A 23968-nucleotide genomic window follows, 5' to 3' on the forward strand; every position below is an offset into this window, starting at 1 on the left:
CCCTTTTCCATAGGGGATCGGCGATGTTATACCGGCTGTCTGCAGCGTGGGCGTGGGTTGAGTTATGGTGTGCTGCAGCACTGGCCGTTTGCGTCACCCTATTGATCTTGTTGAATGTCGTGACGCGCACTGCGGGTAACGCCTTGTTCTGGGTGGATGAACTGGCAATCTATGCCATGGTGTGGATGACATTCCTTGGCGCATCCGCGGCGTTACATCACCGCAATTCGGTCTCGATCACGATCCTTGTGGATCTGGTTCCGCCTCAAGCCCGGGCAATCATCCAAAAAGCGGTCGATGTCGTTGTCTTCATTTTTGCAATCGCGATGCTGTGGGTCTGCTGGCGCTGGTTTCTGCCTTTGGACATCGCCCGCACTGGGTTCGACGCAATGGCTTTTCAGGGCAACACGTTCAACTTCATTTATGCTGAGCCGACCTCGACACTCGGGCTGCCAAAATTCCTGTTTTGGTTCGTGATGTGGCTATTTGCCTTGGGGGCCACGCTGCATTCAACAATGCATCTTGTAGCGCGACCTGAACGAGGGTTGCGGGCATGAGTCCTATTGTCTTTCTGGCGACCCTGCTTTTGTCGGTCCCCGTCGCCATCGTACTGGCGATCACCGCGATCTGGTACATCTGGGAAAGTGGGAACACGGTTCTTTATGACAGTTTCGCCCAGAAGATGTTTGGCGGGCTGGAAAACTACGGCCTGCTGGCTATCCCGCTCTTCATGCTGACCGGAGAATTGATGAATGAAGGCGGCATGACACGCCGCCTGGTCGCCTTGGCGCGCGTTTTCGTGGGCGGGTTTCGGGGTGGGCTGGCCTATATCAACCTGCTGGCGAATATGTTCATGGCCGCCATCATCGGCTCGGCCACTGCGCAGATCGCCGTTATGTCGCGCGCCATGGTCCCCGCGATGGAAGAAGAAGGATACAGCAAGGGCTTCGCCGCTGCCACAACAGCCGCCGGTGGCCTGTTGGCGCCGGTCATCCCGCCGTCGATGATGTTTGTTATTTTCGGCGTTCTGGCACAGATACCAATCGGCGACATGTTCATAGCCGGGATCATTCCCGGATTGCTTTTGGCCGGAGCTTTTGCACTGGTAATCACGTTAATTGGATGTGTTCAGCAATTCCCCAAGGGAGTCTGGATGTCCCGCAAAGATGCCGTACAAGCCCTGATCGCCGCCCTGCCCGCCATGCTGATCCCGGTTTCGATCATTGGCGGCATTCTGTTCGGAATTGCAACGCCAACGGAATCCGCCGCCATCGCTTCGCTAATCGCATTTCTGGTCGGATGGCTGATTTACGGAGATCTGAAGCCGCAGAATCTGGGCGAGATGTTCAAGCGAACAGCCGCAAATGCGTCGATGATCCTGTTCATGATCGCCGCGGCCAGCGTATTTGGCTGGGTCATCATCTACGAGGAAATACCGCAGCAGCTCGCCGGGTTGATCACATCCATCACATCCAACCCGTTCATGTTTCTGCTGATCGTAAATGCCGCCCTGCTGTTGGTAGGGATGGTGATCGACGGGATCGCCGCCATCATCCTGATCACCCCTATTTTGTTACCGATTGCCACTGGATCCTACGACATCAGCCCTTATCAATTCGGAGTTGTTGTATGCCTGAACCTTGTTCTTGGCCTGCTGACTCCGCCTGTCGGGATCGGCCTCTATATCGCCTCATCCATGAGCGGCACGACCCCCGGAGCAATTCTGAAATCGCTTTGGCCGTTCCTGATTGCAGTGGCTGCTGTGTTAATACTGCTCAGCTATGCTCCGATCTTGTCGACCTACCTGATCTAGCGAAATGTGATGTCGCCACGCGACTTTGAACGCCCCGTATGGGGGGCAACATCTGGTAAGAGGCCCGCGCTTTCGGGCCCCTTCATGTTTTCAGTACCCGAGTTACTCGGCAGCTTTGGCCATCGGATTGTTTGGATGCGTCGTCCAGTTGGCATAATCACGCTGAACTTCCAGACCGGTCCGCGGATCGACCTCTCCGGCCGTCATTGGCACCATTGAGATGCAGCCGTCGACCGGGCAAACATCCACGCACAGATTACAGGCGACGCATTCGTCATCCATGACCTCGAACACCCGGTCATCGGACATCGAGATCGCCTGGTGGCTGGTGTCTTCACATGCCGCATAGCAGCGACCACATTTGATACATTGGTCCTGGTCGATCTTAGCTTTGGCCACGTAGTTCAGATTCAGGTATTGCCAGTCGGTCACGTTTGGAACCGCACGACCGACAATCTCGGACACGTTTGTGTACCCTTTTTCGTCCATCCACTTGGACAGACCTGCGGTCAGTTCGTCGATGATCTTAAAGCCGTAGGTCATAGCAGCCGTGCAAACCTGAACGTTACCACAGCCCAGCGACATGAACTCTGCCGCATCGCGCCATGTGGTCACGCCGCCAATGCCGGAAATCGGCAGGCCATGGGTGGCTTCGGCGCGCGCGATCTCGGACACCATCGACAGGGCAATTGGCTTCACCGCCGGGCCACAATACCCGCCGTGGCTGCCTTTGCCATCAATCGACGGTTCCGGGCTGAACGTGTCCAAATCGACGCTGGTGATTGAATTGATCGTATTGATCAGTGACACCGCATCCGCGCCACCGTTTTTCGCCGCCTCAGCAGGCTTGCGGACATCGGTGATGTTTGGCGTCAGCTTCACGATCACCGGCCGGTCATAGTATTTTTTGCACCAGCGGGTGACCATCTCGATATATTCCGGCACCTGCCCTACTGCTGCGCCCATTCCGCGTTCGCTCATCCCGTGCGGGCAGCCAAAGTTCAGTTCGATCCCATCCGCGCCGGTTTCTTCGACGCGCGGCAGGATGGCCTTCCAGGCCTCTTCTTCGCAGGGCACCATGATCGAGGCGATCAGCGCGCGATCCGGGTAGTCGGCTTTGACCCGCGCCATTTCCTCGAGGTTCACCTCAAGCGGTCGGTCCGTGATCAGTTCGATGTTGTTCAGACCCAACAAGCGACGGTCCGCGCCATAGATCGCGCCGTAGCGCGGCCCGTTTACGTTAACAACCGGCGGCCCTTCGGACCCGAGCGTTTTCCAGACGACTCCGCCCCATCCGGCCTCGAAAGCGCGGCGCACGTTGTATTCCTTGTCCGTCGGCGGCGCCGAGGCCAGCCAGTAAGGATTGGGGCTGGAAATGCCCAGAAAGTTTGTTGTCAGATCGGCCATGGCTTCTCCCTTCCCGGCTCAGCCGGTTTTCTTGAATATCATTTCGGTCGGGCGAATACGCCCGGCCTTGAGGTTCGCGACGTAGTTTTGAAACTTTTCGGGCGCCGTCTCGCCCATCATCAGGTGGATGCCCAAGGGGGCTGGTCCGCTTTCAGCGATGCGCGCGAAGACTTCCTCGAAAAACTTCAGTGCGAACTCTGTGCGGTCGGTCTCGGCGGCCAGTTCCAGACCGGCGGAAACCGCCGCGTCCTTGTAGACCTGCGGCGCATGTACAAACGAGGTTTCGGACACGGTTGACCAGGGCAGCGGGAAGGACAGCGGTTCGTCCACATCGCCGCCCATCACATCGAACAGGGCAAATGTCCCGCCCGTGGCCAGCGCGCGCGAAACTTCTGCGAACAGCCCGACCTTATCTTCGATGTTCATGCCCACATGCAACATGACGGCAAGATCAAACCCTGCATCCGGCACCGGCATGTCCAAAGCACTTCCGACGTGAAAACTGGCCTTGTCGGAATGCCCGACCAGATCGCTGAGGGCGGTAGCTGTTTCAACGAATTCTGGCGTCAGGTCGACCCCGGTCACGGTCGAGTCATAGCGATCCACGATGTACCGCGACGTCCCACCGATGCCGCAGCCAACATCCAGCACACGGGTCGCGTGGGTCGGTGACAATTGCGCAAACAGGTTGTCTGTCGCCAGAACGCCGCCGGTGTGGAACTCATCCCCCGCCTTCAGATCGGCCACAGTGGCCGCGTCCGGGTCAATCCCACTGGCCTCAAGCGCCGCGCGAACGCGGTCAGTCAAGGCTCCGGTGGTATAGTGTTGGGCAACGGCTTGTTCGATCTGGGACATGGGAATACCTCAGCAGCGAAAGGAATGGGGTGAATACCCCACCCTATCACGAAACCAGAGTTGCGTGGATGTCCATCGCGGCATCACGGCCCTCGGCCACTGCGGTCACGGTCAGGTCGTCGCCTCCCGCCGCACAGTCGCCCCCAGCCCAGACACCCGCCATCGAGGTACGCCCGGCACCAGACACAGCAATCTTGTTGCCGTCGAGCTTCAGCCCTTCCGGCGCGCCGTCCAGCTTTTGGCCAATGGCCTTGAGTACCTGATCTGCAGGCAAGCGGATCATTTCCCCGGTGCCGGTCAGTTGCCCATCGTGGCTGGCAGTATACTCCAACTCGATCTCGACGGCGGCCCCGTTTCCATGGATGGCCACAGGTTGCACATTGGTCATGATCTTGACGCCGTGCGAGGCTGCGAGGTCCTGTTCGTACCGGCTGGCCCCCATTGCGTCGCGTCCACGGCGATAGGCAATGGTGACATGTTCGGCACCCAACAGTTTCGACTTCACCGCAGCGTCCACAGCGGTCATGCCACCGCCGATCACCACGACGTTGCGACCCACCGGAAGATGCGACAGGTCCGAGGCCTGACGAACGTCCGAGATGAAATCGACCGCGTGGCGGACACCGTCCAGATCAGCACCCTGCGCACGCAGGGCATTCACCCCGGCAAGGCCGATAGACAGGAATACTGCATCGTAGTTCTCAACCAGCCCGTCCAGCGAGACGCCCTCTCCCAGAACAGAACCGGTTTCGATAGAAATACCGCCGATTTTAAGCAGCCAGTCTACTTCGGCCTGCGCAAAATCGTTTGTCGATTTGTACGCGGCGATCCCGTATTCATTCAGTCCACCCGGCTTGGGGCGGCTTTCGTGGATCACCACGTCATGCCCAAACATCGCCAGCCGGTGCGCACAGGCCAGACCCGCAGGTCCTGCCCCGATTACGGCAACCGTTTTGCCGGTGGGTGCGGCCCGTTGGAACGGGTGTTCCCCGCCGACCATCACGCTGTCCGTCGCGTAACGCTGCAGCCTTCCGATTTCGACCGGTGAACCTTCGGCGGTTTCACGCACGCAGACTTCTTCGCACAGCGTTTCAGTCGGGCAAACGCGGGCGCACATGCCGCCCAGAATGTTCTGCGCCAAAATGGTCTCACCCGCTGCTTCGGGCTGACCAGCCTGAATCTGGCGCATGAACAGCGGAATGTCGATGTCTGTCGGACAGGCTGTGACGCATGGCGCGTCGTAACAAAAATAGCACCGATCCGCTGCCACGGCGGCCTCATGGGGGGCCAGTGGCGGATGCAAATCCGTGAAATTCGAGGTCAGCTCATCGCTGGACAGCCGCCCGGAGACAATGCCGGGGGCAATCTGGCCCTGTGCCATCACTCTACTCCCTGTAGATATGTTCGTTGTGACCTCAGCTTGCCACAAAGTAATTTTTTATCAAATGGTAAAATTTGCCAAATGGTCAAAAAATGAAAAAACCGGGCCAAACGACCCGGTTTTCCTTTGTTTCTGCCTGTTTTTCTTGCAGCGAACGTATCAGACCATCTGGGTCAAATGCCCTGTTTTGGTCCAAACGCGCGCCCCTGAAGGCCCAGCCACAGCGGTTGATCGCGCGCCCGGCGGCAATCTCAGCCAATCCCAGGTCGTGAAATCCTCGTCAGATTCCCTCAGCGAACCGTCGATCACAAACAGCTCCAGTCCGTGCGACGCGTCCAGATCCAACGCCTCGCCCGTCGCAAGATTGAACACGCGGACATCTTCATGCGCGTCTTTGAACAGTTGAGTATTCCCCTGACCATTGATCGAGCGTCGTACCTCTGTCCGATCATCCGGGTCAAACTGATGCAGCTTCACCAAGATCGTCGCCCCCTGTTTTGCCGAAGGTGTGTGCGACGAGGTCGGAGGGTTTCTCACATAACTGCCGACCGGGAAATCTCCGGTTTCGTCCTGAAAAACGCCGTCCAAAACCAAATATTCTTCTCCCCCGTCATGGGTGTGGGCCGAAAATGCGCTGCCCGGAGCAAAACGGACGATTGTCGTTGCGCGGGCAACCTCCTCGCCGATGCGATCCAGCATCTTGCGTTCTACACCGGCAGCTGGCGACGCGATCCATTCATTCTGGTCGAAATGAACTGCAACACGTTTGGTGAAATCTGCGTTGATCCTCATGGGGGCACTCCTGAACGGGGACGTGTCCCTAACATGGGATTGCGCCGACATTTTTCAAATTGCGCGCATCGCATCTGGTTTTGACGGGCGCGTCTGCATACTGTACGTCCGACAAGAAACCCGAGCAGCGCCGGACCACGGCAGCCACAAGAACTGAAAGTCCCCGGATGCAGGCCAGCGCCCCGAAATTCAACATCGTTATCATCGGGCAAAACAACCGTCTGCAATACGAAGCCCTTTTGTTTGCCGCCTCGCTACGCCACAGCAGCCCTGATTTTTCCGGTCGACTGTTCGTGGCTGTTCCGCAACCCGGTCCACGCTGGCAGCAAGACCCCAGAATTCAGGACGAGGATCTGCTGAAAGCGCTGCGCCAGTTGGATGCCGAGATCCTGCCGTTCGAAAACAAGGTCTTCGGCAGCGCTTATCCTTATGGCAACAAGATCGAAGCGTTGGCGGCCATGCCTGAGGGTGAGCCGTTTGTGTTTTTTGACAGTGACACGCTGATCACCGGCGATTTAAACAGCGTCCCCCTTGACTTCGATCGCCCAAGCGCGTCGCTGAGGGTGGAAGGAACCTGGCCCAAGCCCACCCTGTATGGACCTGGACTGGATGGGATCTGGAAGGCGCTTTACCAAAGGTTCGGACTGGATTTCGACAGCTCGCTGGATACCAGCCAACCGGTGGATTACTGGCGGCGCTATCTGTACTTCAATGCCGGGTTTTTCTTTCATTCCTGCCCTCACACCTTCGGAAAGCGCTTTCTGGACTATGCCTGCACGATCCGCGACGGCGAAATCCCCGAGATGGCAGGACAGAATTTTGACCCCTGGCTGGATCAGGCTGCACTGCCGCTGGTTATCCATTCGTTCGGCGGCGGTCGCGATGCCCTGCCCGCAGGTCTTCTGGACGGATCGGTCAGCTGTCATTACCGCCTGTTTCCCTTGCTCTACGCCCGTGAAAGCGATCACGCTGTCGAGGTGCTGGAAACCGTGGTTGCGCCAAACCGGGTCAAGAAGGTCCTCAAGGGATATGACCCGATCAAGAAGCTGGTTCTGCAGCGCAAAGGTCACAAGATCAGGGACATGTTCGACCGCGAGAACCTTCCCAAACGCGAGCAGGTTATTCGCAACACGATACGCAAGAATGGTCTTTGGATGCGCTGACAGGAATGTTGTCTGCGCGCGCCCAATCGCCTAGAGATTCAGCAACGCACTTTCCAACAGGAGATTTCCAAGATGTCTGACGGCCCCACCTACGGTTTTGATACGCTTCAAATTCACGCGGGCGCCCGGCCCGATCCCGCAACTGGCGCGCGTCAGACACCGATTTATCAGACGACAGCCTATGTGTTCCGCGACGCGGATCACGCGGCCGCCCTGTTCAACCTGCAAGAAGTTGGTTTCATCTATTCCCGCCTCACCAACCCCACCGTGGCCGTTCTGCAGGAACGTGTTGCCACTCTGGAAGGTGGCGTCGGTGCCGTGTGTTGCTCGTCAGGTCACGCGGCACAGATCATGGCGCTGTTCCCGCTGATGGGTCCGGGCTGCAACGTGGTCGCCTCGACCCGTCTGTACGGCGGCACGGTTACGCAGTTCAGCCAGACCATCAAGCGCTTTGGCTGGTCCGCCAAATTTGTCGACACCGATGATCTGGACGCCGTGAAAGACGCAATCGACGAAAACACCCGTGCGGTGTTCTGCGAATCCATTGCCAACCCCGGCGGCTATGTCACCGACATCCGCGCGCTGGCGGATGTGTCTGACGCTGCGGGCATTCCGCTGATCGTCGACAACACCTCGGCCACGCCATACCTGTGCCGCCCGATCGAACACGGCGCGACTCTGGTCGTGCACTCGACCACCAAATACCTGACCGGCAACGGCACCGTCACCGGCGGCTGCATCGTGGATTCGGGCAAATTCGACTGGTCAGCAAATGATAAGTTCCCCTCTCTCAGTGAGCCAGAGCAGGCGTATCACGGCCTTAAATTCCATGAGACGTTTGGCCCTCTGGCCTTCACTTTCCACGGGATTGCCATTGGCCTGCGTGATCTGGGCATGACAATGAACCCGCAGGCGGCACACTATACGCTGATGGGGATCGAGACCCTGTCTTTGCGGATGGAGCGTCACGTCGAAAACGCTCAAAAGATCGCCGCATGGCTCGAGGCAGATGACCGCGTGGAATACGTCACTTATGCTGGGCTGCCGTCTTCGCCCTACAGTGACAGGGTCAAAGCGCACTACAAGAAGGGCGCGGGTGCCTTGTTCACCTTCGCGGTCAAAGGCGGCTATGACGCCTGTATCAAGCTGGTCAACGCGCTTGAGATTTTCAGCCACGTGGCCAACCTGGGTGATGCACGGTCGCTGATCATTCACTCGGCTTCGACCACGCACCGGCAGCTGACCCCAGAACAACAAGAGGCCGCAGGCGCTGGCCCCGGCGTTGTGCGCGTGTCCATTGGTATCGAAGACGCAGATGACCTGATCGCCGATCTTGATCAGGCGCTGGCTAAAGCGTCGGCCTGATCCATGAGCGGGCACAACACCAATGATCTGGGCCAACCCATCGGATTGCCGGTAACGGGCGATTTCCCTCGCCCGACACCACCCTACACACCGATGGAGGGCCGATATTGTTCCGTTGTCCCGCTTGATGTGAATAGGCATGCGCCCGGGTTATTCCGGGCGTTTGCCAACGACACGGATGGCCACAACTGGACCTACCTTCCCTACGGGCCGTTCGACGGCGAGCGTGAGTTTGAGGATTGGACCCGTGAGACCTGCATGGTTTCCGATCCGATGTTCCACACGGTACTGGATAGCAACGAAACGCCGGTGGGTATGGCTTCATTTCTGCGGATTGACCCGGCGGCGGGTGCGATCGAGGTGGGACACATCCACTTCTCACCCTTGTTGCAGCGTAGCCCGCAATCGACCGAGACCATGTTCTTGATGATGCGGCGCGTGTTCGATGAGTTGGGCTATCGCCGTTACGAATGGAAGTGCGACGCGCTGAACGCGCCGTCCTGTCGCGCGGCCGTGCGTTTGGGCTTTACCTTTGAAGGTATTTTCCGACAGGCCACCCATTACAAAGGTCGCAACCGGGATACGGCGTGGTATTCCATCCTCGACAGCGAATGGCCCCGCATCCGCAGCGCCTTTGAGGATTGGCTATCGCCGGACAATTTCGACCAGACGGGCCAACAAAGGCAACCTTTGAAGGCCCGTGCAAGCGTCTGAGGTTACTCAGAGATTTCGAATTCCATGGTGACGGTGACCGAAACGGACACCTCGCCACCTGCGACTGGTACACCACCTGCATCCGCAGCGCTGAATTCCCGCATCATGGCGACGGGGCGCGCGCCACCGACCTGTTCGCTGATCTCTTGAACTGGTCCGAGTGTCACGTTAGCCGCCTGTGCCAACTGCTCGGCCTTGGCGGTCGCTTCGGCCACAGCATTGGCCCGCGCCTGCGCTTGCAGCGGTTTTGGATCCTGCACGCCAAAGCTCAACCCGCCAAAATCATTGGCTCCGTCCTGGATAACCGCGTCCATGATCGTACCAAGCTGCGACAGGTCACGCACACGCACAACCACTCGGTTCGAGGCGACAAAACCGGAAATCTCGGGCCGATCTCCGCTGGTGCTGTTCCGGTTGTTCCAAACCGGCGACAAAGACACATCGCGGGTCTGCACATCACGCGTTTCGATGCCAAGCTCCTGCAACCGGCTCAGGACCTGAGACACCGATTCCGAAGTGGCCTTCATCGCGTTTGAGGCCTGCGCGTCTTCATTGGTCACGCCCAGAGTAATAGTCGCCATATCAGGCGCGGCCTGCACGGTTCCCGCCGCGTCAACGGTGATGCGACGTTCTTCCGCATGGGTCATGCCCGCAATTGACATCGTCAGAACTGCAGCTAGAAAAGCGATTTTATTCAAGGTCTTCCCTCCAATTTTCTTCCCCCCAACATGGGGTGGCGAGGGTCTGCCGAACAAGGGGAAAGACTGGCTTTTTCTTTCCCTCGGCGGGATCCTGCTTTAATGTCACTCTGCGGGCGAATGATCGTTTGCACAGATGCTGACAACTATGGTTTTTCCGGATTATGAAACCCGCCTTTGCGCTGTCTTTTTCTTCGACCGGAATATCCTTGCACCACCATTCGGATGGTGACTGGTACTGCATTGGCGAGGTTGCTCTGGATGCGCCCGACCTGAATACACAAATCATCGCATTGCGGGATCAGGGCTTTGCCCTTGAAAACGACCTGAACTGCAAGCTGGTGATACCAGCGGATCAGGTGCGTTTTTTGTCCGTATCAACAGAGGGCCTAAGCCCCGAGGAAAGCGCTGAAAAAGTGCGGGCGGAACTGACCGAGGCAACTCCCTATGCGCTGGATGAGCTCGCCTTTGATACCGCAACCGTCGGTCCGACAACCCATATTGCCGCTGTCGCGAGGCAAACCCTGGATGAGGCCCGGACATTTGCCGCCGAGCACGGGTTTGTTCCGGTGCAGTATTCAACCCCGATCGAAGGTCAGGGATTTCCGTCCGAACCTCGGTTCGAGATCGATACCCACGGCACAGTCGTTGCAGCGGAACCGTTCGAGGTTGAGGATTCTGCCAAAACTGATGAAGAACCTATCGCAAACACGACTGCAGATTCCGAGACCTCGACAGAGTTTCCTTCAGCCCCCGACACGGTCGGTGCAGTGGAAACCTTTGAGGTAGAGGAGACCGCAAAAGAAAATGAAGCTGCCGCCGATCGGGCGATCGCTTCTACCGAGCCCCAAACGGAATTTCCTTCCGCCCCCGATGCGACCGCAGCAGCAGAACCCGTTGAGGGTAAAGAACCCGCCAAAGAAGATGATGGCCCTGCCATTCACGCGATCGCTGATACCGAGATCCCACCAGAGTTTCGTTCAGCGCCCAACGCGAACATTGCTGCCGAAACGAAAGCCACACACCCAATCAACCGCTACGCCGTTCCAGCTGCGGCAGCCGCTGTCGTTGCCGGTATTGCCCTGACCGTGTGGTCGTTGACTGGATCTGACGACACCGAACCCTCAGTAGCCGAGGCGGTTTCGATTGAAGAAACTGTGCCAAACCCCACACCTGACGAGCAGATCGCCGAAACACAGGAGGTTGACGACGATCCGGAGCTTGGATTCGAGCCTGAGGCGGCCGCAACCGCGCCAGAGGAAGAGCCGCAAACCGAACCTGTTGAAGAAACCGCCGCTGATCTCAGCGCGACCGATGCTGCAATCCTCGAAGCGCTGAATGTGGCACCGACCCAAGTTGAACCGGTGGGACAAGTGGCTGAGCCCATAGAAATCCCGTCGCAGGTGGGCATCGAGATCTTTGCTCCTGATCCTTTACCCGATCCGGTCCTGGAATCGGCAGAGGACCTGTATCTGGCATCCCTGGACAGCACTGAGTTGTCGCGGGACGCGGTGGCGCTGCCCCCCGTCAGCAGCTTCGAAACTGACCTGCCGTTTGAGCAAAACGCCCTGCCCGCGCAGGCCGGAGTCCAGTACGAACTGGACGAACGCGGCCTCGTCACGCCTTCAGCCGATGGAACCCTGAACCCCGACGGAGTGGTCGTTTACCTTGGCCGACCCGCCAAGGTTCCCCCGGCAGTTCCGGTTCGGTTCGAACAAGAGCCGATAGAGGAAGATCCTACAGCCCGCTTGGCGCAGAAACGTCCAAATCCCCGCCCCGCCAATCTGCTGGAAAGCTTCGAGCGGCAGCAACTTGGCGGACGCACACGCGAAGAACTGGCGGTTCTGCGTCCGAAACTGCGGCCCAAGTCCCTGCAAAGCAGCCCCCGAATTGACGAAACGCCAACGGCTTTGGCAGTCGTTCGCGTTCCGCGCCCCAAAACGCGGCCAGCCGGACTTGCCCGCCCGGCCAGCACAAACACAAGCACCGCCAATCTCGGGTCAACTGCTGCGGTCGATCAAAGCTCGGACGAAGCTGGCTCTTTCCAACCAAGGGCCGTGGCACCGAAGATCCCGTCGACCGCCTCGGTGGCGCGGCAGGCGACTATCGACAATGCGCTTAACCTGCGCAAGCTGAACCTGATTGGGGTTTACGGGACCCCGGCCAATCGGCGCGCGCTGGTCCGATTGCCCAGTGGTCGGTACAAAAAACTGAAAGTCGGAGACAGGCTGGACGGCGGCAATGTTATCGCCATTGGCGACAGCGAATTGCGATACCAAAAGCGCGGAAGAAACCTGACGTTGAAAATACCGCGAAGCTGACGGTTCAAAAGACAAAGGCGGTCGAGGGATATCCCCGACCGCCCTTTGGTGAATTACTTTACGCCGTTAAGCAGCTGAAATTTCACCGCTTTCGATCTGCTCGCGTTCGATGGATTCGAACAGGGCCTTAAAGTTCCCTTCACCAAACCCATCATCGCCTTTGCGCTGAATGAACTCGAAAAAGATCGGACCGATCACGGTTTTTGAGAAGATTTGCAGCAAGATCCGGGTCTCGCCACCGTCCAGCACGCCCTCGCCATCGATCAGGATCCCGTGTTTGATCATCCGGTCCAGAGGTTCATCATGATCCACGACACGTTCCTTGGACATGTCGTAATAGGCCTGGTTCGGCCCCGGCATAAACTTCAGACCTTTTTCCGCAATCGCGTCGGTCGAGGCGTAGATATCTTCGCTACCCACCGCGATGTGCTGAATGCCCTCACCTTTGTATTTCTTGAGGTAAGATACGATCTGCCCAGTTTCGCCCCGGTCTTCGTTGATCGGAATACGGATACGACCGCATGGCGACGTCAGTGCGCGGCTGTAGAGGCCAGTGAATTTACCCTGAATGTCAAAAAAGCGGATTTCGCGGAAGTTAAACAGGCTCTCGTAGAATTTGAACCACTTATCCATGTTGCCCTTGTAGACGTTGTGCGTCAGGTGATCGAGGTAATAGAACCCATCGCCGCGCGGTTTGGACTGTTTGTTCCAGGTGAATTCCTGATTGTAAGGCGATGTTTCATAATACTGATCGATGAAATAGATCAGCGAACCGCCAATACCCTTGATCGCTGGGGCCTCCATGGTCTTGTCCGCCGCGTCATAAGGTTCAGCGCCTTTTGACACCGCGTGTTCATAGGCTTTCTTCGCGTCCACGACACGCCATCCCATCGCAGGGGCACAGGGGCCGTGTTCTGCCACGAACTTAGCGGCAAAGCTTTCTGGATCAGCATTCAGGATATAGGTCACGTCCCCCTGCTGCCACAGCTCAACCATAGGCTTGTCCGTGTGGTGTCCGACCAGTTCAAACCCCATTTTGGCAAAAAGGTCGCGCAGTTCCTGTGGTTCAGGATGGGCGAATTCGACAAATTCAAATCCGTCGGTTCCGGCTGGATTTTCAGGGCTGATGACAGATTTCGGGGCGTTATGCGGGAAAGGACCCATGGCGCGTCTCCGTAAAAACAGGAATTTCTTTGCTGATTCCAAAATACGCCTTACCAAGCGCTGTTTCTGCGCATAGTTTTCGTGTAAACTATGATCACATGCGCAATTTGCGCATATTTTTTAAAGAATATGGAGAAAATCCGCATATGCTGGATTCCACCGATACGCGTCTGCTGTCTGCCTTGCAAAAGGACGCACATCTGACCGCGCATCAATTGGGTGAAATGCTGAACCTGTCACCAAGCCAGGCCGGGCGACGCCGTCAGCGGCTTGAGGCCGAAGGCTATATCACCGGATATGCGGCACGGCTGGATCCCCTAAAACTTGGCCTGCAGGTCCAAGGGTTCATTCAGGTGCATTTGGGCACACATGGCCCGGAACAATCCGCAAGTTTTGCCCGCATGGTCGACACCCGCGCCGAAATCACCAGCGCCTGGACGATGACCGGAGAGGCAGATTACCTGCTGCACGTCTATTGCGACGATCTTTCCGCGCTCAACCGCTTGCTTCACCAGGTGATACTGCCGCATCCTGCAGTGGCACGGGTGCACAGCCAGATCGTGATGGACCAACTTAAACGCGACGCGCCATTGCCCACCTGACCGGACCGAGAGGACAAACATGGACGATTTCCTTTACCAGGCTTCGATCTATCTGGCTGCCGCCGTGATTGCAGTGCCCTTGTCGGCACGTCTGGGGTTGGGTTCTGTTCTGGGTTATCTGGCCGCTGGCATCGTCATCGGCCCTGTCTTCGGTCTTGTGGGGGCCGAGACCGAAAGCCTGCAGCATGTAGCGGAATTCGGTGTGGTCATGATGCTGTTCCTGATCGGGCTAGAGCTTGAGCCGCGCGCTTTGTGGGACATGCGAGACCGGCTTCTGGGTTTAGGCGGCCTGCAGGTGTTGCTTTCCACCGCAGTCATCGCTGCAGTGGCCATGTATGCAAATCACCCCTGGTCGGTCGCCCTGGCCGTCGGGTTGACCTTATCACTGTCCTCAACCGCTATTGTTTTACAGACCCTCTCGGAAAAGGGTCTGATGCAGACAAATGGCGGGCGAGCGACGTTTTCGGTCCTGTTGACACAGGACATAGCCGTCATTCCCATTTTGGCGATGCTGCCTCTTTTGGCGTTGCCTGCAATGCCTCATATCGAAAGCGACGGCTCAATCGACCGCGGCGCGGATGCGCTCCATGAGGCCGGACATCATAGCTTGTCACTTGTCGAGGGCCTGCCCGGCTGGGCTGTTACGCTGGTCACCATCGGCGCGGTTGCCTTCGTCATTCTGGCTGGCATCTACCTAACGCGTCCACTGTTCAGGTTCATCCACGCCACCAGGCTGCGCGAAATGTACACGGCGCTGGCGCTGATGATCGTCGTGGGCATTTCCTTCCTGATGACACTAGTAGGACTCTCCCCTGCTCTGGGCGCGTTTCTGGCGGGTGTAGTTCTGGCAAGCTCAGAATTCCGGCACGAAATGGAAAGCGACCTTGAACCGTTCAAGGGACTTTTCCTGGGGCTGTTCTTTATCACGGTCGGCGCCGGGATTGACGTTGGCTATTTCTTCAATGACCCACTGGACCTGATCGGTCTGGCACTGCTGGTCATACTGGCTAAAGGGATCATCCTGTATCTGGTCGGTCGTGCGTTCCGGCTGCGCGGTCGGGATCACTGGTTGTTCACATTAGGTTTGGCGCAGGCCGGCGAATTCGGCTTTGTTCTGTTGGCCTTTTCAACACAGCAAAACGTCATCCCACCGGATTTGTCGCAAAAACTTTTGATGATTATTGCCCTTACAATGCTGATCACTCCGCTGCTGTTCATCATCTTCGATCTGCTGTCGCGCCGTATGGGTGATGGCGTCCCCGAGGCCGAGCCCGATGAAATCGACGAAAAAGGCCCGGTCATCATCGCTGGCATTGGGCGCTTTGGTCAGATCGTGAACCGATTGGTCCGCGCGAGCGGGTTCAAGACCGTCGTACTGGACCATGATATCGAGACAATCCAGTTGATGCGACGGTTCGGCGTCAAGGGGTTTTTGGGTGACCCCACGCGGCCAGAACTGCTGCGTGCCGCCGGGCTTGAAAAAGCTTCTGTTCTGGTCGCCGCGATGGATGACCCCAAGCAAGTCACACGTTTGGTCGGCTTTGCCCGGCGTCAGCGACCGGATTTGCACATTGTGGCCCGCGCACGTGATCGTACCCATGTCTACCAATTGTATCAGGCCGGGGCGAACGACATTGTCCGAGAGATGTTTGACGGATCGCTGCGGGCGGGTCGCTATGTCCTGGAAAACGTTGGTCTGAGCGAATACGAGGCGGCTCAGGCCGAACAGACGTTCTATCATCACGACAGGGCCTCTGTGCGTGATCTGGCAGAATTGTGGATCCCCGGTATGCCTACCGGTGACAACAAGAAATACATCGAACGGGCGCGGCAGCTTGAGAAAGACCTGGAAACCGAACTGCTGGAACTGGCCGAGAAACACGCAAAGAAGTCAGCCTGACCCGGCCCTGCCGGATCAGGCGGTTTGATCAGCCGTCCGAAACACCCGCTTCGGCAAATGTCGCCATGCCGGAATGACACGCGACCGCGCATTTAAGTATGTTGATCGCCAGCGCCCCGCCCGAGCCTTCGCCCAAACGCAATCCAAGGCTCAACAATGGCTCTTTGCCTAACTTGGCCAATACCGCTGCGTGCGCGCCTTCTGCACTTTGGTGGCCTGCAATCGTGTGATCCAATGCGCCCTCGGACATGTTTGCCAGACAGGCCGCAGCCGCCGAGCAGATAAAGCCGTCAAGAATAACCGGGATACGCAAGGCACGCGCAGCGGCGATGGCCCCGGCCATGGCCGCGATTTCACGCCCGCCCAGACGGCGCAGGATTTCCAGCCCGTCACCCGACCCGCCATGCAAGGCGATGCCTTCGGCCACGACGCGCGTTTTGTTGGCCAAACCGGCATCGTCTACCCCAGTGCCACGCCCAGTCCAGTCTGCGGCGTCGCCACCGAACAAAGCGCATGCGATGGCAGCCGCCGGGGTCGTGTTGCCGATGCCCATCTCTCCAACCACAAGCAAATCGGCATTGTGGTCCACGGCGGTCCAGCCCACGCGCAGGGCCTCAAGCAATTCTTCTTCGGACATCGCGGGACCAGCGGTGAAATCCGCGGTCGGTCGATCCAAATCCAACGCGTGCACATTCATGGTCGCACCAGCGGCTTTGGCCAGCTGATTGATCGCCGCGCCGCCATGTTCAAAGTTCATGACCATCTGAACGGTCACCTCGGGCGGAAAGGCCGACACGCCTTGCGCTGTGACGCCATGATTGCCCGCAAATACGATGACCTGAGGGGCAGAGATCTGCGGCCGGGCATCCCCACGCCAGCTCGCATACCAAATTGCCAAATCCTCAAGCCGGCCCAATGCGCCGGGAGGTTTAGTCAGTTGTCCGTTACGCTCAGCAGCACCTTGCAGCGCATTGCCATCCGGTCCCGGAGCGTTACTCAGGGCCTCGCGAAGGGTATTCAGGTCTTTTAATTCCGGCAGCATCCAAAGCCTCGTTGCATCAGAGTGGTCCTGTGTGTTTAACCGAAGCGTCCGATCCAACAAGACCCCGAAAGGCGCGGGAGTGAACAAAAACGACACCAAACTGTTTTCCGCGTGGGATTTTCCGCTGTCGCTGGTCCTGTTGACGCGTCTGCCGTTGCCGCGCCTGCCGGAATACCTGTTTGCGCGGCAGGCCAATGCGGCCTGGGCTTTTCCCTTGGTGGGACTGGTCGTCGGGGCGTTGGCCTGTGCCGTCGGTTGGACGGCCGGTGCATTCGGCCTACCTGCATTCGCCAGCGCCGTAATACTTGTGGCGGTGCTGGTGATCGCCACTGGCGCGATGCATGAAGACGGGCTTGCGGACACGGTTGACGGATTTTGGGGCGGGTTCACCACCGAACGCCGCCTGGAAATCATGAAGGACAGCCATATTGGTGCTTACGGCGTTCTAACTCTAATCTTTACTCAACTGCTGCGCGTCGCGCTGATCGCGGCGCTTCTGTCGGCCAACGCATTTGCGGGTATTCTGGCGGCGTGCATCGTCTCACGCGCAGTCATGCCCATCCTCATGGCAGCTTTACCCAACGCCAGAAACAGCGGGTTGAGCCATTCGGTCGGCGGCCCAAAGGCCGAGACTGCGGCGACAGGCTTTGGCCTTGCAGTCATCTTATCGCTGCTGCTGATTGGACCAAGCACACTGATGGCAACGGTTTTTTCAGCGCTGATTGTTGGAATCCTGGCACTCGTCGCCAAGGCCAAAATCAATGGACAAACGGGGGACGTCCTTGGTGCCTCGCAACAACTGGCAGAGCTTGCGTTCCTATTGGCATTGGTTGCAGCGATCTAAGTCGTCCCGCCTGTTTCGATCCTCAGGGTTTCGCCGCAATGCTTGCAGTGAACTGCGTCTGGATCGTGACGATACAGGCCACAGTTTGAGCATTTGTGACGCACTTTCTGCGGCATGAAAATCGCCTGCGCCAACCGGACAAACAACGCCACCCCGACGATCATGATGAAGACCGAAAACAGTTTCCCCCCCGGGGTCGCCAACGTGATGTCTCCGAATCCGGTGGTCGTCAGGGTTGCCATAGTGAAGTAAAGCGCATCGATATAGGCGTGCGGGCTGTTTTCTGGGATGAAGAACACCAGAACAGCGGTGGACGTGGCGAACACGAACACCAACAGGTTAATCGCCGCGATCACTGCGTCCTCATGCGTCCGGAAAAAATCGCTGTCCCGCCGCAGATCCCTTAGCAGGTGATAGGAATGGATCAGGCGTAGCGCTCGTAAGATACGCAGGAACGCCAGATTCCAAGGTAGAAACAGATCAAGAAACAGCGAGACGATCACAACAATGTCGGCCATCGTGTAGACTTGACGCAGCAGCTTCCAACGATCCTTCGAAATCCACATCCGCGCCGAGAAATCCAGCACAATGAAGAACCCAATGATCAGGCTGGCAACGGTGAATCCCGTGCCGTGTTCGCCATTTGCCGTGGCGACAAAAAAAACGATGGTGATCGCGTCAAACAGGATCAAGCCATAGCGAAACCAGACGGAAATGGGGTCGTGGCCGATATATAGGTATTTGACTGTCTGTTTTAGGTTCACTGTCTACGCGCCTCTTCTTGCTGGAAAATTAGCCGTAAACGGCGCTTTCACCAAGCCATCAACACGAAAAAGCCGCCCCCTTTCGGGAGCGGCCAGAAAATTGACTGGAGAAGCGATCAGGCAGCCGCGGCCGCGCGCGAGGTCAGAACCTCATCAATCTGCTTAGCCGCCGATACTTCCCCTGCGCCGGACACAGCCGCGACTTCGCGGGTCAGGCGTTCCAGCGCGGCTTCGTACAGCTGACGTTCAGAATAGCTCTGCTCGCGCTGGTCATCAGTGCGGTGCAGATCGCGCACAACCTCGGCGATCGAGATCAGATCACCGGAATTGATCTTTTGTTCATATTCCTGCGCCCGGCGCGACCACATCGCACGTTTCACCTTGGCCTTACCCTTCAGGGTTCTCATCGCCTGGCTGATAACGTCAGGTGAGCTGAGGGACCGCAAGCCGGATTCGGTAACCTTGTTGGTCGGCACCCGCAGGGTCATCTTGTCTTTTTCAAAAGAAATGACGAACAGCTCGAGCGAGTATCCCGCGACTTCCTGCTCTTCGATCGAGATGATCTGGCCCACACCATGGGCGGGGTAGACAACATAATCGTTCGGGCGGAACTCAAGCTTTTTCGACTTAGACATACAGGTTCATCCTTGGTTACGAGAGAGAGGCAGAGACAACAAAAGACCCCAAACCGTGCCAACATCTGGCCCGGTCAGGCGGTAAGTTTGTCAAAAAATCAGAACTCCAAAGCGTACATACTTACGGAGTCATCCCCATCTCATTCATCATTCAGTTTCTGAGTATATCACAAAATTGCGACACCCGAAAGTCCGCCCCCCACAATGGTGAAGAAACCCCAGACTTTTCATAGCGATACAGCAGAAGACCGCTATTCAAACCACCCGGTTCAGTTACCGAATCGCTTAACCGCCTTCGCCGGGTGCTTCGGAGAAATACTTCTCCATTTTGCCCTCTTCGCCGTCGCGTTCTTCCGCTTCAGGCAAGGGGTCTTTCTTGGTCACGATAACCGGCCACTGTTCCGAGAATTTTCGGTTGAACTCGACCCACTGCTCCATTCCAGGCTCAGTGTCGGGACGAATGGCGTCCGCAGGGCATTCGGGTTCACACACACCACAGTCGATGCATTCATCCGGGTGAATGACCAATGTGTTCTCACCTTCGTAAAAACAATCCACCGGACACACTTCGACGCAGTCGGTGTATTTGCAGCCAATGCAGTTTTCGGTGACGACATAGGTCATTGTGGGATTCCCATTCTCGGTTTGGGCGTCTAGCTAATTCAGTCTGGCCTTCTCTTCAAGGTAGGATCAACCATCCCGGGGGCGAGAAAGATCAAGCGCGCGCCTATCTTTCTTTGTTGGACGACCCTTTCCCTCAAATCCCGGATTCTTAGGAGGCACGTCCTTCTTTTCCGTCATATCGAAGTATAACGTTTGTGCCTCGGACGCCGGGCCACGCCGTTCCCCCAGTGCTTCGACGCGTACTACGCGCACGATACGGCCTTGGGGGAAGGTCAGAACGTCACCGGGCCCAATGGCCTGTGCCGGCTTCAGAACCCGGTTTCCGTTCAATCGGACATGACCGCCGCTGACCTGTTTGGCGGCCAGGCTGCGGGTCTTGAAGAACCGCGCCTGCCACAACCATTTGTCGATCCGCAGCTTGGCCTCGGCCATCGCGGATCAGTTGCCGTCCTTCAAACCCATAAGCGCTGCTGCAAACGGGTTATCGGGATCGATCGCCTTTTCCTTCCGGGGTGGACGGGACGAGAAGGTCTTGCCACCTTGCGGTTTGCCACCCTTCTTGCCCTGCGGTTTGCCGCGACCATCCTGCGGTTTGCCGCGCGGTTTGCCTTTGCCCGGCCCCTGCCCTTGCCGCTGTTCACGACGCGGAGCACGGTTGGCCGGACGCTGGCGACCCCAGGTGAAAGTGTAGAACACTTCAACTTCGGTCTCATCTGAGGCGGGTTCGGCTGCTGGAGCCTCGGCTACCGCCTCGGTGCTTTCGGTGGCCTCGGCTGGCGCCTCGGCGGTCGCAACGACCTCTTCGGCTTCTGCTTCGGGTGCCGGGGTTTCTTCGGCGGAAGGCTGTTCCGTCACATTGGTCGCAGGCTTTTCGGCCTCGACCGGTGCAGCTTTCACCTTTTCACGCTCACCGCGCTCGGCCTTATAGCCCAGCCCTTGCATCAGATCCGCGAACTGCTCAAGCGTCATGCCGGTGATTGACAGCATATCGGGCTTGGCCTCGAAGCCACCCCGGCTGTCTTCGGCACGCAGCATGTCTGCCAGACGTTCCAGCATGTCGATACGGATCGAACGCTCACCGGCATCGCGGTAACCGCACATGGTATCGTAGCCCTCGGGCGCACCAATGGCGACCGGAACAGTGACCAGACCCGGAGGCGGCGCGTCAGGGAATTCCTGCAATCCACCAGCCAGCGCCCAAAGAACCAGACGCAGACGCGTAGGCGCGGGTTTCAGCAGAAGCGGCATGAATATTGTAAACTGACCAAACCGGATGCCGTGCTTGCGCAGGGCACCACGGGCGTCCTGATCCAGATCTTTGACCTCTTGCGCGACACCTGCGCGGGGCAGAACGCCTAGCCCTTCAACCATGCGGAAGGCGAACCCTTTGGCCAGACCTGACAACTCTTCGTCGCGCGACAGGTTCAGAAGCGGCTCGAACAGGGCGGCAACCTTTCGGTCGATGAAATGTTGCAGACGGCGCTGCACTTTCTGTTCGACATCCGGGCCTGCGGCCTCATCCACAAAAACCTCGACCATCGGCTTGAGAGGCTCTGCCCCGGCAACCAACTTGCCAACAGCATACTCGCCCCACATCAGGCCACCCTGATCGGTAAAATCAATTTCGGTATCGGGCGCGTTGTAGAAGCGGTCTGCACGCAGATGGAATTGCGGTGCGAGTGCTTGCAGAGAGGCCGATTTGAGAGCTTTCGCCTCGGTTCCCTGTGCGCTTTTGTCCGGGGTAAACCGGAACCCTTCCAGACGACCGACGAATTCTCCTTCGACGGTCACTTCACCCTTGTCATTTACTTCGGCCAAAAGGGCCTCCTTCTGTTTGAGCCGGCGCAACAACACTGACGTGCGCCGGTCCACAAATCTCTGAGTCAAACGATCATGCAGAGCGTCCGACAGCCTGTCTTCTACAATGCGCGTTTCCGCGCGCCAATGTGATTCGTCACGCACCCATCCGTTTCGTTGCGCAACATATGTCCAGGTGCGAATATATGCCAACCTTTTGGACAGTGCATCAATATCCCCTTCTGTTTTGTCGATGCGGCGGATTTGCCGCGCCATGAACTCGTCAGGGATAGTGCCGCGTTCATGCAGGTGCCCGTAGATCACTTCGAGCAGGCTGGCGTGTTCCGCGTGGCTGATACCGCGAAAATCGGGGATTCGGCACACATCCCAAAGCAATCGGACGGACGGTCCATCGCTGGCGCGAGCGATGACTTCGACCTCCTGAGACAGCGATTTCAGAGCGTTCAGGTCGTCTGCGGGTCGGGCCTTGATCAAATGTTCGCTGTCAGGGCTAACCTCAAGCGAGTCGATAAGGGCCTCAACCGAGCCAAATCGCAAAGCGGCATTTCGCCAATTCAGCTTTTTCATCGGCGTGAACCGGCTGTCCATGATCGCCTGCGCGACCCCGTCGTCCAGCGGAGGGGCCTCACCCGTCACGCCAAATGTACCATCAGACATCCCGCGCCCTGCCCGACCTGCGATCTGGGCCAGTTCATTTGGGGCCAGGGGACGCATCCTTCGACCGTCAAATTTGGTCAGCGACGAAAACGCCACGTGGTTCACATCAAGGTTCAAACCCATTCCGATGGCGTCTGTCGCAACGAGGTAGTCCACCTCACCGTTCTGGTACAGCTCGACCTGCGCATTTCGGGTGCGCGGGCTGAGCGCGCCCATGACCACGGCGGCCCCGCCCTTTTGGCGGCGCAGCAGCTCGGCAATGGCATAGACGTTATCGACCGAAAACCCGACAATGGCACTGCGTGCGGGCATGCGGCTTATCTTTTTCGAGCCGGAATAAACCAGCTGAGACATTCGTTCACGGCGAATGAACTGCACTTCGGGCACCAGTGCCGCAATCGGTCCGCGCAAAGTGTCAGAGCCCAAAAACAGAGTCTCATTCGTTCCGCGCGACCGCAGCAGACGGTCGGTGAAAACATGACCACGCTCGGGATCTGCACACAGCTGGATTTCGTCGATGGCTACGAAATCTGCGCCCATGCCTTCCGGCATCGCCTCAACAGTACAGACCCAGTACTGCGCGCGCGGCGGAACGATCCGTTCTTCACCTGTGACGAGGGCAACGACCGACGGCCCGCGGATCGCGACGATCTTGTCATAGACCTCGCGCGCCAGCAGACGCAGCGGCAGGCCGATCACACCGGTTCGGTGCCCCAGCATCCGCTCAATCGCGTAATGGGTTTTACCTGTGTTGGTCGGGCCTAGTACGGCCACGATTCGGGATGACCCGCTCACCTTTGCCCCCTGCCCCAGCTTGTTAGAGGGCCGAGCCCTCGACCCGGGGCTTCAGTCGATTCACGGCATTGGTTACTTCTTCGTGATGAGGATGTATAGCTAAAGCACGCTCGTAAGCGTCCAGCGCTTTGTCGGGTCGATCGATGATCTCAAAAATCAGTCCCAATCCGTAGATAGCCTCGTAGTTGTTGGGGTTCAGCGTCAGGGCGTATTCCAGATCAGCCGCAGCCATACCGAAACGTTCGATCCCAAAAAAGGCCGATGCCCGCACGTGCCAGGCTTCGGCGAATTGTGGCGCGTGATCAGTCAGCGCAGTCAGATGCTGGATCGCGGCCAGCGAGTCGCCGTCCTCCAGCGCCTCGCGCCCGCGCTCAAGCAACAGATCCGCCGAGGCCGAGCCAGACTGTGCCCACAGCGCCTTGAGCTGACGATCTATGTTCATCGCCTGTTCGGGGGTTGCCTCCGACAGTTGCAGCAACAGCTGTTCTTCATCCTTTAAATCCGCCGTTTGGGCGAAAGAAGGAATGGAAAACGTGACTAGAAGCGCTGTTGCCGCGACGATACCTTTGAGATTGGTGCTTGCAATGCTCATAACAACGTTCAGTGTAGCGCTG

The 23968-nt window shown here is 57.9% G+C and carries 22 protein-coding genes; 9 read left to right on the forward strand and 13 right to left on the reverse strand.

The window, feature by feature from the left end:
* Window positions 1-23 precede the first annotated feature (23 nt).
* On the forward strand, window positions 24-557 hold the full coding sequence (locus AC2FJC_RS05480; RefSeq protein WP_496738720.1) for a TRAP transporter small permease: 534 nt from the start codon (window positions 24-26) through the stop codon (window positions 555-557).
* Window positions 554-1813, forward strand: a complete 1260-nt coding sequence (locus tag AC2FJC_RS05485) for a TRAP transporter large permease (protein WP_496738721.1) — start codon at window positions 554-556, stop codon at window positions 1811-1813. The genes AC2FJC_RS05480 and AC2FJC_RS05485 overlap by 4 nt, the downstream gene beginning before the upstream one ends.
* Window positions 1814-1915: 102 nt before the next feature.
* On the opposite strand, the gene preA is transcribed toward AC2FJC_RS05485, so the two are convergent.
* From preA to AC2FJC_RS05505, 4 genes are all read right to left on the reverse strand, one after another.
* Window positions 1916-3220 carry an NAD-dependent dihydropyrimidine dehydrogenase subunit PreA gene (gene preA / locus AC2FJC_RS05490; RefSeq protein WP_496738722.1) on the reverse strand — a complete coding sequence of 435 codons (1305 nt, stop codon included), beginning with the start codon at window positions 3218-3220 and terminating at the stop codon, window positions 1916-1918.
* A gap of 18 nt (window positions 3221-3238) precedes the next feature.
* Complete coding sequence (locus tag AC2FJC_RS05495; RefSeq protein WP_496738723.1) at window positions 3239-4075, reverse strand: methyltransferase domain-containing protein; 837 nt, start codon at window positions 4073-4075, stop codon at window positions 3239-3241.
* A gap of 46 nt (window positions 4076-4121) precedes the next feature.
* On the reverse strand, window positions 4122-5456 hold the full coding sequence (locus tag AC2FJC_RS05500) for an NAD(P)-dependent oxidoreductase (RefSeq protein ID WP_496738724.1): 1335 nt from the start codon (window positions 5454-5456) through the stop codon (window positions 4122-4124).
* Between the two features lie 159 nt (window positions 5457-5615).
* The gene (locus AC2FJC_RS05505; RefSeq protein WP_496738725.1) at window positions 5616-6248 is read right to left on the reverse strand and encodes a cupin domain-containing protein; all 633 of its coding nucleotides are present in this window, start codon (window positions 6246-6248) and stop codon (window positions 5616-5618) included.
* A 167-nt stretch (window positions 6249-6415) separates the two neighbouring features.
* Between AC2FJC_RS05505 and AC2FJC_RS05510 the strand changes: the two genes are divergently transcribed.
* The 3 genes from AC2FJC_RS05510 to AC2FJC_RS05520 all read left to right on the forward strand — a co-directional run bounded on the left by AC2FJC_RS05510 (window position 6416) and on the right by AC2FJC_RS05520 (window position 9490).
* Window positions 6416-7411 carry a GT-B fold glycosyltransferase domain-containing protein gene (locus tag AC2FJC_RS05510; protein WP_496738726.1) on the forward strand — a complete coding sequence of 332 codons (996 nt, stop codon included), beginning with the start codon at window positions 6416-6418 and terminating at the stop codon, window positions 7409-7411.
* Window positions 7412-7483: 72 nt separating this feature from the next.
* A complete protein-coding gene (locus tag AC2FJC_RS05515) occupies window positions 7484-8776 on the forward strand; it encodes an O-acetylhomoserine aminocarboxypropyltransferase/cysteine synthase family protein (RefSeq protein ID WP_282150981.1) in 1293 nt (430 codons plus the stop codon).
* A gap of 3 nt (window positions 8777-8779) precedes the next feature.
* Entirely contained in the window at window positions 8780-9490 is a 711-nt protein-coding gene (locus AC2FJC_RS05520) for a GNAT family N-acetyltransferase (RefSeq protein WP_496738727.1), read from the forward strand.
* Between the two features lie 2 nt (window positions 9491-9492).
* On the opposite strand, the gene AC2FJC_RS05525 is transcribed toward AC2FJC_RS05520, so the two are convergent.
* Window positions 9493-10188 carry an SIMPL domain-containing protein gene (locus AC2FJC_RS05525; RefSeq protein ID WP_496738728.1) on the reverse strand — a complete coding sequence of 232 codons (696 nt, stop codon included), beginning with the start codon at window positions 10186-10188 and terminating at the stop codon, window positions 9493-9495.
* Window positions 10189-10352: 164 nt separating this feature from the next.
* On the opposite strand from AC2FJC_RS05525, the gene AC2FJC_RS05530 reads away from it, so the two are divergent.
* Window positions 10353-12509, forward strand: coding sequence for a hypothetical protein (locus tag AC2FJC_RS05530; protein ID WP_496738729.1), 2157 nt, complete (start codon window positions 10353-10355; stop codon window positions 12507-12509).
* 66 nt (window positions 12510-12575) lie between these two features.
* Here the strand turns inward: AC2FJC_RS05530 and hppD are convergent, their stop codons facing one another.
* Complete coding sequence (gene hppD / locus AC2FJC_RS05535) at window positions 12576-13673, reverse strand: 4-hydroxyphenylpyruvate dioxygenase (RefSeq protein ID WP_496738730.1); 1098 nt, start codon at window positions 13671-13673, stop codon at window positions 12576-12578.
* A gap of 146 nt (window positions 13674-13819) precedes the next feature.
* Here hppD and AC2FJC_RS05540 point away from each other — a divergent pair, with 146 nt between their 5' ends.
* Window positions 13820-14275: an Lrp/AsnC family transcriptional regulator gene (locus tag AC2FJC_RS05540; protein ID WP_496738731.1), complete on the forward strand. Its 456-nt coding sequence runs from the start codon at window positions 13820-13822 to the stop codon at window positions 14273-14275.
* Window positions 14276-14294: 19 nt separating this feature from the next.
* Complete coding sequence (locus tag AC2FJC_RS05545; RefSeq protein ID WP_282168519.1) at window positions 14295-16175, forward strand: monovalent cation:proton antiporter-2 (CPA2) family protein; 1881 nt, start codon at window positions 14295-14297, stop codon at window positions 16173-16175.
* A gap of 28 nt (window positions 16176-16203) precedes the next feature.
* Here AC2FJC_RS05545 and cobT read toward each other — a convergent pair whose 3' ends face one another.
* Window positions 16204-17217: a nicotinate-nucleotide--dimethylbenzimidazole phosphoribosyltransferase gene (gene cobT / locus AC2FJC_RS05550; RefSeq protein WP_282150975.1), complete on the reverse strand. Its 1014-nt coding sequence runs from the start codon at window positions 17215-17217 to the stop codon at window positions 16204-16206.
* Window positions 17218-17296: 79 nt separating this feature from the next.
* On the opposite strand from cobT, the gene cobS reads away from it, so the two are divergent.
* The gene (gene cobS / locus AC2FJC_RS05555) at window positions 17297-18061 is read left to right on the forward strand and encodes an adenosylcobinamide-GDP ribazoletransferase (protein WP_496738732.1); all 765 of its coding nucleotides are present in this window, start codon (window positions 17297-17299) and stop codon (window positions 18059-18061) included.
* Here cobS and AC2FJC_RS05560 read toward each other — a convergent pair.
* From AC2FJC_RS05560 to AC2FJC_RS05585, 6 genes are all read right to left on the reverse strand, one after another.
* A complete protein-coding gene (locus AC2FJC_RS05560; protein WP_058277667.1) occupies window positions 18058-18825 on the reverse strand; it encodes a potassium channel family protein in 768 nt (255 codons plus the stop codon). The genes cobS and AC2FJC_RS05560 overlap by 4 nt on opposite strands.
* Window positions 18826-18941: 116 nt before the next feature.
* On the reverse strand, window positions 18942-19460 hold the full coding sequence (locus AC2FJC_RS05565) for a CarD family transcriptional regulator (protein WP_058277666.1): 519 nt from the start codon (window positions 19458-19460) through the stop codon (window positions 18942-18944).
* A 285-nt stretch (window positions 19461-19745) separates the two neighbouring features.
* Window positions 19746-20084 carry a ferredoxin FdxA gene (gene fdxA, locus AC2FJC_RS05570; protein WP_058273871.1) on the reverse strand — a complete coding sequence of 113 codons (339 nt, stop codon included), beginning with the start codon at window positions 20082-20084 and terminating at the stop codon, window positions 19746-19748.
* Window positions 20085-20150: 66 nt separating this feature from the next.
* Window positions 20151-20516 (reverse strand): RNA-binding S4 domain-containing protein, encoded by a 366-nt coding sequence (locus AC2FJC_RS05575; RefSeq protein ID WP_496738733.1) that lies wholly within the window; start codon window positions 20514-20516, stop codon window positions 20151-20153.
* Window positions 20517-20522: 6 nt separating this feature from the next.
* Window positions 20523-23354: a helicase-related protein gene (locus AC2FJC_RS05580; protein WP_496738734.1), complete on the reverse strand. Its 2832-nt coding sequence runs from the start codon at window positions 23352-23354 to the stop codon at window positions 20523-20525.
* Between the two features lie 22 nt (window positions 23355-23376).
* Window positions 23377-23946 (reverse strand): tetratricopeptide repeat protein, encoded by a 570-nt coding sequence (locus tag AC2FJC_RS05585; RefSeq protein ID WP_496738735.1) that lies wholly within the window; start codon window positions 23944-23946, stop codon window positions 23377-23379.
* Window positions 23947-23968 lie beyond the last annotated feature (22 nt).

It is taken from the genome of Ruegeria sp. CDSB117 (assembly GCF_059611005.1).